The following is a 15818-nucleotide window of genomic DNA, read 5'->3' on the forward strand; positions in this document are numbered from 1 at the left end:
ATAACGGGTGCTCAGGCGTAGCCGAGCCGGTCCAGGTCATCCTCGTCCAGACCGTAGTGGTGGCCGATCTCGTGCAGAACGGTGATGCGGATCTGCTCATCGAGCCCCACTTCTCCTTCTGACTGCTCACCATGGGTCCGGGCTTCTGCCTGCTGATCCTCAGCGAAGCGAATGATCGGCCCACGGAAGACCCGGATCTCATCCGGGAGGATGGCGGAGTCCTCGACGGAGCGCTCGGTCAGCCCAAAACCGGTGTGGAGCCCAAAAAGCTCCTCCTCGGCATCCATGCCGATCTCCTCCAGCAGCTCAGGGTCGGGCTCGTCCTCGATAATCAGCGGCATCTCGTCCAGACGGGCAATGACCTCCTCCGGAAGGCTGTGGAGGATATGATCGAGGATTCGGTCGAAGCGGTCACGCATCGGCTGGGGTAACGAGTCCATGCGTGTGAGCGTAGCGTTCGAGGTTAAAGCCCGCCATGTCGTTGATGAACCGTCTCGAAACTGATGACCTGACCCACGTGTTCGCCCACACACCCGAGTCGCTGGCGACCGTGTTCCGGGGCTGGGGTCTGCCCGCGTACCGGGCCAGGCAGGTCCTGGGGTGGGTCTATCAGAAAGGCGTGTGCGATCTCGAAGCCATGACCGACCTGGGCAAACGCGACCGAGAGGTCATCCGTGAACGACTCCGCTTCGTCAGCGGCGATGTCATCAAGCACCAACGAGCCACCGACGGCGTCCAGAAGCTCCTCGTCCAATGGCCCCCCCCCGCATCAAGTCAAAGTGATGAGTTGCTCGATGGGGATCAAGAGCACAAGCCTGATGCCATGACGCTGCCTGTGGTGGGGGTTCCTGCGGGGATGCGGACCGAGTGCGTGATGATCCCGTCGGAGAACGAGGGCGGAGGCTCGCGGAAGACAGCATGCATCTCGTCGCAGGCAGGATGCCCGGTAGGCTGCCGGTTCTGTGCCTCGGGCATGGAGGGGCTGGAGGCGAACCTGACGGCGGATCAGATCGTTGAGCAGGTGTGGCAGTTGGGCCGGCTGCCCGGGGTTGGGCGGATCAGCAACGTCGTGTTCATGGGCATGGGCGAGCCGCTGGCGAATCTGGGCGCGGTGACTTCGGCAATCAGGACGATGTCAGCGGGCTGGGGACTCGGGATCGGGTCCAGGCGCATCACGGTCTCGACCGTCGGCCTGCCAGCCCAGATCCGAAGACTGGCCGATCTGGAGCTGCCGATCACGCTGGCGATCAGTCTTCACGCCCCAAATGATGCGCTTAGGCGGGAACTGATCCCCTGGGCCGAGTACGTCACCGTGCAGCAGTTGATCGATGCGGGGCAGCACTACTTCAAGAAGACCGGCCGGGAGGTGACGCTGGAGTACATCCTGCTGCGCGACGTCAACGACCAACCGGAGCACGCCCGGGAGCTGGCCCGTGTGGCCAGGAAGCTGCGGAGCAACATCAACCTGATCCGCTACAACGAGGTCGATGCCCTGCCATTCGGACGACCAAGAAAAGACGATGTCCTGGCCTTCCAACAGGTGCTCCGCGAGGCGGGGGCCAACGTGCACATCCGGGCCTCACGCGGGCGCGATATTGCCGCTGCGTGCGGGCAGCTCAAGTACGAGGCCGCCGGAAAAGCCTGATCCTCCAGGCATTCGGCGGTCTTTACCCCCCTACCGTGATCGGCTAGATTGTTGGGTTGCAGGCCCTGTAGCTCAGCTGGATAGAGCGGCTGCCTCCGGAGCAGCAGGTCAGAGGTTCGAATCCTCTCAGGGTCATTCTTACCGCCGACGCATCACCGATAGACCCAGGGGCAGCATCAGCAGCACTGCTGAAGCCGGCTCGGGCAGCGTCAGGGTTACGTCAAGGTTGAGATGATCGAAGAGGTAAGAGCCGTTGTTCCCGATGACGACTTTCAGCGTATCGCCAGGGTTGAGGATGAGGCTTCCGACCGGGATCGGTGTGTGGAAGGCGTTGGCATTGCCCGCGACGACAATCCCGCCGTGATGGCTCGTCAGGCTGTTGATCGTGCTGTAGACATCGATCGTCAGGCCATTACCCGTCAGGCCGTTGGTAACCAGTTCGGCGTGCAACTCAACGATCGAGACCGGCGTCGAGGTCTGAGGTGCATAGACCAGAACCGCAGGCTGGCTGGGGCCGGGGTGGACAAAGGTACCCGGGAAGGTGGCGGGGCCAGCCGCACCGTTGTTGTCGCCAATTTCAAGCAGGCCGCTAAACAGCGGAGTGTTGATGGAATCGGTTGGGGTAACCCAAGCGGTCCCGCTGACGCCCATCAAAGGGCCATTGACCCCCGTGGTGCCGTACCACAGATTGGTGGTGGCATTCGTGGAGAAGCCGTTGACGCCTAGCCAGCTGCGAAAGTTATTGACCGGATCGGCCTGAGCCGCTGTGGTCAAGCTAGCCAGGACAATCATGGCGGTTAGGCGCGAACCCGCTGAATGGAACATCATCTTCTCCTTGAAGGCTGAACTATGCCTTAGATTCAGAGTAAGACAAGCCATGATCCTGCTTTTTCGACGCCCTAAATAACGGAAACGACTAGGTAACCTAGCGGGTTAACAAAGGGAAACCGTGGACATCTGGGCAAACGGATGGGTGACATTTTTACGCGCCTCAACCCAATCCATCAAAACAACAACCGCCCCTTGCGGGGCGGTTGAGAGGGGTTGAGTTGTAACGGACGCCAGCGTCAGTTCTTGCTGCTGTCCTCGCCCAGGAGCTGGGCCACCAGCCGGGACTCGCCGACCGTCGTGCCGATCTCCTCGGGAGCCTCGGCACCCGCAGCCTCGGCCATGGCCGCTGCGGCTTCGATCTCTTCAGCAGGAGACAGCATCTCGCTGGCCGGTGGCTCGGCGAGCTTGATGACCTGAAGGTCCTGGTACTCGCGGAAGCCAGTACCCACCGGGATGAGGTGGCCAAGCAGCACGTTCTCTTTCAGTCCCTGCAACTCGTCGGACTTCCCGGCCAGAGCCGCCTCGGTGAGAACCTTGGTGGTCTCCTGGAAAGACGCACCCGAGAGGAACGACTCGGACTGCAGCGACGCCTTGGTGATGCCAAGCAGCAACGTCTTACCCATCGCGGGCTTGCACTTGACCGCCTTCGCGGGTGTCTTGCCATCGGCCTCGATCTGGGCGTTGATCTCTTTAAGCTCAGCCTTGGTGACTTTCGCTCCGATCGGGAGCATCGAGTCGCCAGCGTCCTTGATCTTGCCCATGGCGGCAACGCCCTCGTTAGCCTCGCGGAAGCGGAACTTATCCACGACCTCGTTGGGCAGGAGGTTGGTGTCGCCGGGATGCTCGACACGGATCTTTCGGAGCATCTGGTTGATGATGATCTCGATGTGCTTGTCGTTGATCGGCACGCCCTGAGCGCGGTAGACGTTCTGCACCTCGTTGATGAGGTAGGCATACAGCGCCTCCTCACCCTTGACACGCAGGATGTCCTGCGGGACGAGCGGGCCTTCGACAAGCTGATCGCCGGCCTCGACGAAGTCTCCGGTGTGGACCAGCAGATGACGGTCCTGCGGGACGTGGTGATCCTGCTCCAGACCCGACTCCGACCGGACAATCACAGTCATCTTGCCACGACGCTTATCGGATCGCAGCTCCACCGTGCCGGAGATCTCGGCCATGATGGCCGCATCCTTGGGCTTGCGAGCCTCGAAAATCTCGGTCACGCGAGGCAGACCGCCGACGATGTCAGCCGAGCCTGTCGCCTCACGAGGCTGACGCGCGAGCATGTGGCCAGCGGTCACCGTGTCGCCTTCCTTAACGTCAATACGCGCCTTCGCGGGCAGGTAGTGGAAGTCAAGAATCTTGCCGTCGTTGTCCTCGATGACAATCCGCGGGTGCAGATCGCCCTTGTGCTCGATGACCACCAGGCCAGCGGCACCAGCTCCCTTCGCGGTGGTCTGCTCGGGACGAACCGTCTCGCCGACGATGATGTCCTCGTAACGGACCTTGCCACCTTTCTCCGCGAGAATCGGCATCCGGTGCGGGTCCCAACTGACCAGCAGCGTACCCTTCTTGATCTTCTCGCCTTCCTTGACGTGGATGTACGAGCCGTACTGCACCTTGAACTTCTCGAGCTCACGACCCTTGTCATCGTTGACGATGATCTCGCCGTTTCGCTTGAGGGTGACCAGCACCTCACCGTGGTCCTCAGTGCTTGTCGGCACAGCGTTGGCATCACGGATCTCAATCGAGCCGGCCTGATTGGCAACAAACGAGGTCTCGACCGCAGAGGTAGTCGCCACACCACCGGTGTGGAACGTCCGCATCGTGAGCTGCGTGCCCGGCTCGCCGATCGACTGGGCCGCGATGATGCCGATGGCCAGTCCGTTCTCAACAATCTTGGACGTCGACATGTCGACGCCGTAGCACTTGGCACAGATGCCCTCGCGAGCCTCACAGGTCAGAGACGAACGGATGTTGACCGAGTCAATACCAAGCACTTCGATCTTCCGCGCAATCTCGTCAGTAAAGGTGTCGTTCTCAGCGACGATCAGCTCGTCAGTGATCGGGTTGCGGACGGTCTCGCGTGCCGAGCGACCGATGATCTGCTCGAGCAACGGGATATCGACCTCTTCACCCTTATAGAGAGCACGCTTGGTGATGCCGTTCTTGGTTCCACAGTCCAGCGTCGTAACAAACATGTTCTGAGCAACATCGCAGAGCTTACGGGTGAGGTACCCGGAGTCTGCGGTCTTCAGGGCCGTGTCCGCCAGTCCCTTACGGGCACCGTGGGTCGATGAGAAGTACTCGAGAACCGACAAACCTTCGCGAGCGTTGGCACGAATCGGCGTCTCGATGATCTCACCAGACGGCTTGGCCATCAGACCACGCATACCAGCGAGCTGCTGGAGCTGCCCGATCTTGCCACGAGCACCGGACTCTACCTCGACCCACGCGGGGTTGAGGTAGAACAGCCCGGTCGGGTCGTCGATGCTGACCGACCGCCCCTCGGGATCGCGACGGTCGCGCTTCATCTCGTCAACGACCTGCTTGGTGATCTCCTCGCGGCAGTGCGTCCAGAGGTCAACGAGCTGGTTGTAACGCTCACGCTCGGTCAGGGCACCGGCGTTGTAAGCCTTCTCAACACGATCAACCTTCTTCTGCGTGGCATCAAGGATGTCCTGCTTCCTCGCGGGTATGCGCAGGTCGGTGATCGCCAGCGACAAACCAGCGGTCGTCGCAGCACGGAAGCCAAGCGTCTTCATCGCATCGAGAATGTCAATCGTCGCCGGTCGGCCATTGGATGCGTAAGTATCGTCAATCACACGCGAGCAGCCACGCTTACCCAGGGCACAGTTGTAGAACGGCATCCCGTCAGCAAGGATCTCGCTGAAGTGCAGACGACCAACCGTCGTGACCACGCGGTTGGTCTCAGGCAGCGGCTGAACGTCTTCCTTCTCGTGAAGGATCTGGCCAGCGTAGCGCTTGGGATTGAGCCGAACCACGATCGGCTGGTGCAGCTTGATTTTGCCCAGGTCGTAGGCCATGAAGGCCTCTGCCTCGTTGCGATAATCCGGGATCGTGCGCATCAGCGCGACCTGATCATCCGACAACTCGCCCGAGCGGTGCACCAACTCGTGCACGATGTCATCAGGCAACGGCTGGGGCATCAACGTCAGGTAGTACACGCCGTACACGATGTCCTGGCCGGCCGAGATGATCGGGCCGCCGTGAGCAGGCGAGAAAATGTTATGTGGCGAGAGCATCAGTACCTGAGCCTCGGCCTGTGCCTCGACCGACAAGGGCAGGTGAACAGCCATCTGGTCGCCGTCGAAGTCGGCATTGAAGCCCGAGCACACCAGCGGGTGAATACGGATCGCGTTGCCTTCCACCAGCACGGGCTCGAAAGCCTGGATACCCATGCGGTGCAGCGTGGGAGCACGGTTGAGAAGCACCGGATGCTGGTGAATCACCTCTTCAAGGATGTCCCAGACCTCGGGGTCCCGGCGTTCAAGCATCTTCTTGGCCGACTTGATCGTGTCGACCAGCCCGTGCTCTTTGAGCTTGCGAATGATGAACGGCTGGAACAGCTCAAGAGCGATCTTCTTGGGAAGACCACACTGGTGCAGCTTGAGTTCGGGGCCGACAACGATCACCGATCGAGCCGAATAGTCAACACGCTTGCCGAGAAGGTTCTCGCGGAAACGCCCCTGCTTGCCCTTGATCATGTCCGTCAGCGACTTGAGCGGACGGTTCGACGAGCCCAGCACCGGGCGGCGGCATCGACCGTTGTCGAACAGTGCATCGACCGACTGCTGGAGCATCCGCTTCTCGTTACGGATGATGACCTCGGGTGCATTGAGGTCCATCAGCTTCTTGAGACGGTTGTTCCGATTGATGATCCGCCGATAAAGATCGTTGAGGTCCGAGGTCGCGAAGTTGCCCGAATCCAGCAGCACCAGCGGGCGCAGGTCCGGCGGGATCACAGGCGTCACGTCCATCACCATCCAGCTCGGATCGTTCTCCGAGTGCCGGATCTGCTCAACGATCTTGAGCCGCTTGGACAGGTCCTTGATCTTCTGCTTCGACTTGGTCGCGTCAAGGTCTTCACGCAGCTGCGCCGCCAGCGGGGCCAGCTCCAAACGAGCCAGCAGCTCCTTGACCGCCTCAGCACCCATCATCGCCGTGAAGCCACGGCCATACTCGGAGATCGCGTGCCGGTAATCGTCCTCGGTGAGGATCTGCTTGTCCTTCAGGGGCGTGTCGCCGGGATCGACAACCACATAGTCCTGAAAGTAGATGACCTTCTCGAGATCGGAGGTCTTCATGCCCAGCAGGTTGCCAAGATGCGAAGGGATCGCCTTGAAAAACCAGATGTGGACGATCGGAGCCGCGAGGTTGATGTGGCCCATCCGCTTGCGCCGAACGCGCGAGTGCGTCACCTTCACGCCGCAGCGATCACAGATGATGCCCTTGAACTTCGTGCCCTTGTACTTGCCGCAGGCACATTCGTAGTCACGCTCGGGTCCGAAGATCCGCTCGCAGAACAAGCCGTCCTTCTCAGGACGGTAGGTACGGTAGTTGATCGTCTCGGGCTTCTTCACCTCGCCGAAAGACCACGACCGGATGTCGTTGGGCGATGCGAGGGTGATCTTGACTTTGGTGAAGTCGTTGACGCGATCGAAGATCTGCTCAGCCATGGTGGTTGCTATTCCTGCTTGGCGTCGGTCGTTCGGGTTGAGGGGGCTGCCCGGCCTCGAAGCCGGGGCCCGCCGGGATCGTTACGGCGATCAGAGAATGGAACTGATGCCGTCGATGTCGCTCTTCTCAAGAGTAATGTTTAGGCCCAGGCCCTTGATCTCGTTACACAGCACATCGAAGGCAACGGGCATGCCCGCCTCGAGGGTGTTGGTCCCCTTGACCATCGACTCGTAGATCTTGGTCCGGCCCTCAACGTCATCACTCTTGACGGTGAGAAGTTCCTGGAGAATGTACGCAGCGCCATACGCCTCGAGCGCCCAGACCTCCATCTCACCGAATCGCTGCCCGCCGGTGCGAGCCTTACCGCCGAGAGGCTGCTGAGTAATGAGTGAGTAAGGCCCAGTCGCACGAGCGTGGATCTTGTCGTCCACCAGGTGATGGAGCTTGATCAGGTACATATAGCCCGCAGTCGTCCGCTGATCGAACGGATCACCCGTCCGACCGTCGTAGAGCTGAACCTTGTAGTTAGGCGGCATCTTGGCCAGAAGCTCACGGTCGCTCGGATGCTTCTTATCCACCTCCAGCGCCCGGGTCCGGTCATCAACGTGCTTATTGGCTTCCTCGATCGCCGCAGCGATCTCATCCTCGGTCGCACCGTCAAACACAGGCGTCACTGCTTGGAAACCCAGGACGGCACAAGCCCACCCAAGGTGCGTTTCCAGGATCTGCCCGACGTTCATGCGCTTGCCGACACCCAGCGGGTTCAGCAGCACATCCACAGGCGTGCCATCCTCAAGGAACGGCATGTCCTCGACCGGCACGATCCGCGAGATAACACCCTTGTTGCCGTGACGTCCAGCCATCTTGTCGCCAACGGACAACGCCCGCTTAGTCGCAAGATAAATCTTGACCATCTCCAGCACGCCGGACTGCAACTCATCGCCACGCTTCATGTGAGCGAGCCGACGCTGCTTCTCCTTTTCAATCGCCTGGATTCGCGGCCAGAAAGCCTCGTAAATCGCGACGCCTTCTTCACGAACTTCTTTCGCGCCCTTGATCCACTTGGTATCAAAGTCGTTGATCTGCTCAATAAGGACTTCCGTGATGTCCGAAGCGCCAACCTTCTGTCGAGTCGACGGATCGACCATTGCCGTGCCGATCGTCTCGTTGATCTGCTCGACCATCTGCCGGAAAAGCTCCGCCGCTCGGGCGTCCATCTCGGCCTCGTACTCACGCATGTCCCTGCGGAGCTGCTTCTTCTGATCCTCATTAAGGTGCATCCGCCGGCTAAACCGCTTAGCACCGATCACGATACCTTCGGTGCCCGCAGGCACTTCAAGCGAATCATTCTTCACGTCTTCACCAGCACGACCGAAGATCGCGTGCAGGAGCTTCTCTTCGGGGGTCAGCTCACTCTTGCTCTTAGGCGAGACCTTGCCGACAAGAATGTCGCCCGGCGTGACATACGCCCCAATACGAATCGCGCCGTTCTCATCGAGCTTGGCGAGCATCTTCTCAGAGACGTTGGGGATGTCACGAGTGAACTCTTCACGCCCAAGCTTGGTCTCACGAATCTCGACATCAAACTCCTCGATATGAATCGAGGTGAAGGTGTCCTCGGTCACCAGCCGCTCGGAGATGACAATCGCGTCCTCAAAGTTGTAGCCATCAAACGTGTTGAAGGCGACCAGGACATTTTTACCCAGAGCCAACTGGCCCTGCTGGGTCGCCGCACCGTCGGCGATGATCTGGTCCTTCTCCACACGCTGACCGATGCGAACGATCGGCTTCTGGTTCTGACAGGTCCGCTCGTTGAGACCAGCGAACTTGCGCAGCACATACTCATCAGCATTGTCTACAACAATCCGCTCGGCATCGACGTAGGTGATCGTCCCCGCGTTCTTCGCCCGGACCACCATGCCCGAGTACTTGGGAATCTCCATCTCCATGCCGGTCCCGACACAAGGCGGCTCCACCTTGATCAAAGGCACAGCCTGCCGCTGCATGTTCGAGCCCATCAACGCACGGTTCGCGTCGTCGTGCTCGAGGAACGGAATCATCGCCGCCGAGACACCGACGATCTGCTTGGGACTGATGTCGATGTAGTCAAGCTGCGACGAATCGACCTGAGCCAGGTCGCCATCCACACGAGCCAGCACCGCACCCTTCTTGACCTTGCCGTCCAGCCCAAGCGCGTCGGCCGGACCAAGGGTCAGCTTCATCTCCTCGTCTGCCCGGAGCGATACCACACCTTCGACCACATCACCCTTGACCACCTTCCGGTAAGGCGTCAGCAGGAAGCCATACTCATCGATCTGCGAGTAGATACCCAACGAGCAGATCAGGCCGATGTTCGTGCCTTCAGGCGTCTCGATCGGGCACACACGCCCATAGTGCGAAATATGTACGTCACGGACCTCAAAGCCCGCCCGCTTACGATTGAGACCGCCAGGCCCGAGCGCCGAAAGACGACGCTCGTGCGTGAGCTGCGACAACGGGTTCGTCTGGTCAACGACCTGAGACAGCTCACCACGACCAAAGAAGTGCTCGATCGCCGAGCTGATCGACTTGGTGTTGATTAGGTCCGCAACCTTCGCCAACTCATCCGGGTCCTTGACGCTCATACGCTCCTGGACAGTCCGGCGAAGCTTAAGGAACCCCTTGCGAAGCTCCTCGATCGCCAGCTCATCCAGGGTACGCAGACGACGATTACCCAGGTGGTCGATGTCGTCGATGTGAGCCTTGTTGCGGTTCGACCGCAGGTCCAGCATGTAACCGATGACCTTCAGGAAGTCCTCGGCACGCAGCGCCATCTCGGTCTCTGGCACATCCAGATCAAACTTACGATTAATGCGGAAACGCCCCACTTTGCCCAGCCGGTAACGGTTCTCGTCGAAGAACTTCTCCGCGAACAACTGGCGAGCCTTGTCCACCTGAGGCGGGTTACCAGGACGCAGACGCGCATAGAGCGCGAGCAACGAGGCCTCGTGCTCCGAGACCTTCATGCCTTCGAGATCAATCTGCTTCTCGTCAGCAATCGTATTAAGAATCAGCATGTCGCCGGGATTCGGGATCGCCAACACAACCTTCAAGGGCGAACCCATGATCCGATCGACGTTCTCGCCGATCTGGGCACCGATCGCCACCAACTCTTCACCGGTGTCGGTATCCACAATCGGAGCCGCAGCGTAATGCTCAGCCCGCAGATCAGTGACCTTTACCTCGTGCACGTCATAGAACAGCCGCAGCAGCGTCTCCGTCGCCGAGTAGTCCTCGTCAATAGCACGCAGGAACGTCGTCGCCGGAATCTTGGTCGACTGATCGATCCGCATCTGGAGAACGTCCTTCTTGGACACCTCCAGCTCGATCCACGAGCCCCGCTCGGGGATGATGCGGGCCGAGTGCAACGGCCTGTCGCCCTCCGCCGAGGCGATCGAGAAATCAACACCCGGCGAACGGTGAAGCTGGTTCACAATGACGCGCTCGGCACCATTGATAATGAACTCGCCCCCGCCCATCAGCACAGGCACCTCGCCCAGGTAGATCTCCTCCTCAGGGATCTCCGGGACGTCCTTGCGGACCAGCCGGACACCCACACGGAACGGCAGGCCGTAAGTCAGCCGGAGTTCCTTACATTCCTGCGGGGTGTACCGAGGCTCGTCGAGCTTGTAGTACAAGTACTCAAGTTGCATGTTCCCGTCGTACGAGACGATGGGGAACACCTCACGGAGCAGCGACTCGAGACCAATCTCGACATTCCGCTGATCGTAGACCTTCTCGAGCTGTATAAACCGCTCGTAAGCCTTGAGTTGCACCTCGACGAGGTGGGGGACGGGAAGCGCGTCACCGCGCTTGGCGAAGTTGCGCACAGAGTTCATCTGAAGCATCGAGGCCCTCGATCTTCGGGTATGGAGATATAGGATGGATAGGGTTGCAGCTGGCTCGCGATCATAGCCCTTCCACGCCGAACAAAACACTGTAGCGGACTTGAAGAAAGGTTGCAAGTCCACCAAGGTCCACTTCCCGAAATCTCCGAGAAGCGGTCAATCAGAGCCTATATTAAGACCATCAAGGCTATTGATTGGGCCGCACCCGATGACTCCGCCCTCCAACCCTAGGCCCCCAATCGACCAAGGCCCCAGCACAACCCGCTTGCAAAACCTATCCGCCTCTAACCCGCGCCCGCCCGGTCCACCACCCGATCACCAACCCACCCCTCGTCAACTTAGATACTCACCTACGACCAACCTCAGGAAACTGAGGCTTCAGACATCGACTTCGCTCATCTCAAACGAAAACTGTTAGCCCCGCGCACAGCAACGCAGACACAACACCCTCGGAGCGGTACGATACAGGCTTATCCATACACAGCATGGAAGCGAGCAACACCATGGAACGCAGACGGTTCCGTCTCAATAGACCGCAGACCCAAGCCCCCGAGCGACCGGACAGGCCCGCCCTGCCCCGATACCCCATGCTCCTCGGCGAGCCATCACCCTCACTAGCCAAAATCCGCAGGATGACCATCCCCGAACTGCAGAAGAAAATCTCCAGCCTCGGCGCCGATCAACCCCCCCTGCTCACCAAACTCGAAAAACTCCGCGCCAAGGACCCCATCCCCGCTGAGGACGTCAAAGAAACCGAGACACACCTCAAGCGATTGCAAGTCCTCGAATCACTGGCAAAAGAGCAACTCGAAAAACTCCTCGCCGACCGCGAAGTCAGACGCTAAGCGTCCCCAGTCTGATCTGTCCGCCTGACGCATTGAGCACCACCCAACTCAAGGCTGCGCGTCGTTTCACCTGCCGATACACACCGCATCAACCCCACGATGCCAAAACACCATCCTCACCGACGCCGAAGCACCAGCAGCCCCATCCCCACCATCACCCCCGTCGCCGGGCTCGGCACCGCAGCGGTCTGCCCAAAGTTCGTCGCCAATAGCGACAGATCAGCCAGGGTTACCTGACCCGATCCATCGAAGTCACCCTGTGACCAGCCGATTGACGGCCCAAACGCTCCGAAGTTACCCGCCAGCAGCGACAGATCGACCAATCCCACCGTGCCATCCAAATCAGCGTCGCCCATGAACGTCCCGATCAGGTCCTCAACCAGAACAGTGAGATCGCTCAGCCCCGCAACCCCTCCATCCCCAGCCACATCAAACTCCGCATCAGCCGACCCATAGTTCGCCACGAGCAGTTCAAGGTCTGCCAGATCGATCAGCGCATCAGCATTGAAATCACCAAGAATCGGCATCGTCCAGATCGCAACACCCGAGCCGCCTTCGAGCAGGTTGTAGTCAAAAATAAACTGTCCTCGATCATTCAGCTCAAGGGTGGATGAGAACAAATCGATCGTGCTTCCAAGGAAGCCCTGACCGTTGCGAACCGCCTCGATCAAGCCCAGTTGCGGGTCGTAGAAAAAGATACCCGGGCCTGAGTTCAGCCCATTGATGAAACTGGTAAACACAGCCTGACCGACATCGTTGATGGCCACACGCTCGATACTCCCGAATACACCGTCACCCCCGGGGATCGTCTCTCCCGCTCCGACGATCTTCTGGATCGGGTTGACACCGTCACCGATGTACAGCCCACCAATCCCATTAGGCACCTGCCCCAGCTCAACAACCTCCGCCGTAAAGGCCACCTGACCGCTATTGTTGAACGCAAGATCACTCTGAAAGACATTGAAGTTGAAGCCGGTGAACTGACCGCCACCCTCAGCGACCGTTCCATCCCGAACCACCTCGCGCAGCGTCCCATTCCCATCAATCGTAAAAATGCCACGCTGAAAACCGCCTCCATTGTTGACCAGTTGAATCTCGGCCAGAAAGACAAGCCCACCTGACTCATTCGCCGTTAACGGACTGATCGTGCCGTCTGGAACACGAATCGTTCCAATACCCGGAGGTGTTGGCGTCCCACTCTCAACCAAAACATTCAGTCCACCACCGCTACCTCTGAGAATCACGCCTGTGTTCGGATCAGAGTTCTCTGGATCAAACGCACGGTTCGCCAAAAAACTCACATCACCACCGCCGCTCAGCCCAAGCCCTGAAAAGTTGGGAAAGTCAGACAAAGGCTGGCCGCTCGAAAGTGCCTGCCCAGCCTCGGCGATGACAACAGAAGGCTGCCCAACCGCTCCACGCAACACCACCTCCCGGAGCAGAACGAACTCACCGAAGACCTGATTGCCTCTAAAGGCTACCTGACCCGAGTTGTTCAGCCGCATCCGACTGAACCCGACGTCCATCAGATTCAGCTCAAGCCCGCCAGCCACATCCCCGTCCACCGCGACCGTCCCCAGCGGGCCGCCATCACCCAGAAACACACCGTATCCAAACTCGGTGAAATCCTGGTTCTCAAAACTGGAACTAAAGGCCACCTGACCCAGATCATTCAGCAACGTGGGCCGAGTCCCCGCCGAACCAAAAAAGCCCGAAAGATTGAGCCCATTCGTCAGCGTCTGCCCGCCCACCGCGATCGTCACCGGCGACTGATCCAACTCCGTTCGATAAAGCCCACTACCGATCTCAAAATTCCCACTCGCAACATACGCCACCTGCCCCACGTTATTCAGCGCCACATCCGAGATAAACGAGAACGTATCACTCGTACCCGGAATCGGATCACCAGACGAAACCACCGCCCGCAACCGATCCGACGCCGGCTCAGGCAACACCCCCGCCAACACAGCCGAAGGCCCCACAAGACCCATCGCCCCTAGCGTCAAGCACAACAATCCTGTACGCCGACGAAAATGGCTCATCATCTCATCTCCAGACCTGGTGATTTGTACCTTAATCATCACATGCTACACGCACTCGGCTCAAGACCCAGCCCTGATCATCAAAATGGAACTCCAGGCAGTCTGGGCCGAACAGGCGGAAACACACCGATACAACAACTCAGCACGAAGAAAAATGCGAGCAGAATCGCACTATGACACCCGAATATGCGGGGCACACGATCCGTGCCTAAGTCTTCCACCTCTGCACGACAACCCAAGCAGCCCCAGACTCAGAACCGCAGCCGACACCGGCTCAGGAACAGCGACCCCAGGCGTCCAAACAGCAATGCCCTGATGTTCGGCGGTCGTGTAGGAGAAGGCGACTTGGCCTAGGTCATTGAGGTCGAGGCCTTCGGAGCCGAGAAAGATGGCGGGTCCCTGACCATCGAGATCGTTGTTGCTGTTGTAGATCTCGGTGAGGCCTGTGTCGGGGTCCCAGAGGAGGATGGCTTCGCGCTCGTTGGTGTAAGCCAACAGGTCATCGACAATGTAGGCACTAAAAATAACCTGACCGAGGTTATTCAGGCGTCCTTGAGAGAAGTAGCTGATAAGACCGCCATCGGGCGCAATGTCGCCTTCGGCGACGATGATCTCGGCAAGAAATCGGCCGTCCCCGATCAGCAGGCCACTCTGTAAGGTATGACCGTAGGTGTCGGTGAGGTTTGCCGAGAAGAGAGCCTGCCCGAGATCATTGAATGCTATTCTCTGAATGAACGGGTCCACACTCAACTCACGCACGTAGGTGTTCTCATGGAGCCAGAGATTCTCGCGAACCACTTCACGGAGATCGCCATCAGGCTCGACGATGAAGAGACCGCTGCTTTGGCTGTTCCCGACGATCCCGATCTCGCCGAACACCAGCACCTCGTCGAGATTGTTGAGTCGGATCGACAAGGACTCATCGGAGTCGTCCCCGAACATGATCGAGCCAATCTGCTTTGGCGTCGCTACCCCCTCGCGAAGCGTCTCGACGCTGGTGTAACTCGGACCGATCAGGACCGGCCCTGTCGGCGTCAGTTCCACCGGGTCCCCGGCCAGGTAGACCCTGCTCGCCTGGCGACCGGACCGGCCGCCACCGAACTCGATCGAGGTGGATGCGCTAGCGGCATCGAGATCGCTGGGTGGGGGCAGAAGGAATGCGGTGTAGGCGATGCGGCCGTTCTCGTTGATCAGAGCGGTGCGCTCGAAGGAAGTGACGGTGACGCCGGTGTTGTCGCCTGGCGCGGGCATGCCCTCGTAACCGACGACGCCCTTGTAGCCGTTGCGGTCCCCGATAAGAAGCAGGTCCTTGTTGTTGACGACAGCGGGGTAAATGACTTCGCCCCTGTCGTTGAGTGACAGGGGGTATTCCTGGAGGTTCGAGGCCATCCAGAGGTTAAGACCGAGGGGAAGGGCTCGGTTCTGGTCGACGATATCGACGGACTGGCCGTCAGCGAGGAGGATGGCGAAGGTGTCGTGCGCGACGACGAGTTGACCGGCGTTGTTGAAAATTCTGCTCAGGTCGGCGTCGTAGCTGTAGCTGGCGGGAAGGTTCTGGACGACGCCGAGGCCCGGGACCTGGGTGTTCTCGGTGAGCAGCGGGACGATGACACCATGGGCGTTGATGCGGTAGTAGCCGTTGGCGGCACCCGCAGGGGTGCTGGCGTAGAAGGCGAGCTGGCCAGCGTCGTTGAGAGCGAGGTTGGTGAAGAACTGATAGGTGTGGGAAGTATCGACAACAGAGCTGAGGGTACCTGACGCCGCAGAGGCTACGCCTGCGAGAAGCCCGCCGATGATGGCTGCTGCGTGATAAACCCGGAATCCTGACACGGCTCACTCCTCAGTTTTCCCTAGAGAGAAGTATAAC

8 protein-coding genes and 1 tRNA gene are annotated in these 15818 nt (G+C 59.5%); 3 read left to right on the forward strand and 6 right to left on the reverse strand.

The genetic code is table 11. From position 1 onward, the window contains the following. Positions 1-11: 11 nt before the first annotated feature. A complete protein-coding gene (locus RIG82_00720; protein MEQ9459460.1) occupies positions 12-440 on the reverse strand; it encodes a metallopeptidase family protein in 429 nt (142 codons plus the stop codon). A gap of 35 nt (positions 441-475) precedes the next feature. Between RIG82_00720 and rlmN the strand changes: the two genes are divergently transcribed. Both rlmN and RIG82_00730 read left to right on the forward strand, forming a co-directional pair. Beyond that, complete coding sequence (gene rlmN / locus RIG82_00725) at positions 476-1645, forward strand: 23S rRNA (adenine(2503)-C(2))-methyltransferase RlmN (GenBank protein ID MEQ9459461.1); 1170 nt, start codon at positions 476-478, stop codon at positions 1643-1645. Between the two features lie 61 nt (positions 1646-1706). Beyond that, positions 1707-1780 (forward strand) — tRNA-Arg (locus RIG82_00730). A 3-nt stretch (positions 1781-1783) separates the two neighbouring features. Here RIG82_00730 and RIG82_00735 read toward each other — a convergent pair. The 3 genes from RIG82_00735 to rpoB form a co-directional block, all read right to left on the reverse strand. Further along, complete coding sequence (locus RIG82_00735) at positions 1784-2419, reverse strand: hypothetical protein (GenBank protein MEQ9459462.1); 636 nt, start codon at positions 2417-2419, stop codon at positions 1784-1786. Between the two features lie 293 nt (positions 2420-2712). Then, positions 2713-7164 (reverse strand): DNA-directed RNA polymerase subunit beta', encoded by a 4452-nt coding sequence (gene rpoC, locus RIG82_00740; protein ID MEQ9459463.1) that lies wholly within the window; start codon positions 7162-7164, stop codon positions 2713-2715. Between the two features lie 102 nt (positions 7165-7266). Beyond that, positions 7267-11064, reverse strand: a complete 3798-nt coding sequence (rpoB, locus tag RIG82_00745) for a DNA-directed RNA polymerase subunit beta (protein ID MEQ9459464.1) — start codon at positions 11062-11064, stop codon at positions 7267-7269. A gap of 485 nt (positions 11065-11549) precedes the next feature. On the opposite strand from rpoB, the gene RIG82_00750 reads away from it, so the two are divergent. Next, entirely contained in the window at positions 11550-11909 is a 360-nt protein-coding gene (locus RIG82_00750; GenBank protein ID MEQ9459465.1) for a hypothetical protein, read from the forward strand. Positions 11910-12025: 116 nt separating this feature from the next. Here the strand turns inward: RIG82_00750 and RIG82_00755 are convergent, their stop codons facing one another. After that, a complete protein-coding gene (locus RIG82_00755) occupies positions 12026-13951 on the reverse strand; it encodes a hypothetical protein (GenBank protein ID MEQ9459466.1) in 1926 nt (641 codons plus the stop codon). A 171-nt stretch (positions 13952-14122) separates the two neighbouring features. Next, the gene (locus RIG82_00760) at positions 14123-15781 is read right to left on the reverse strand and encodes a hypothetical protein (protein ID MEQ9459467.1); all 1659 of its coding nucleotides are present in this window, start codon (positions 15779-15781) and stop codon (positions 14123-14125) included. Positions 15782-15818: the final 37 nt, after the last annotated feature.

It is taken from the genome of Phycisphaeraceae bacterium (genome assembly GCA_040222855.1).
GTDB lineage: Bacteria > Planctomycetota > Phycisphaerae > Phycisphaerales > Phycisphaeraceae > Mucisphaera.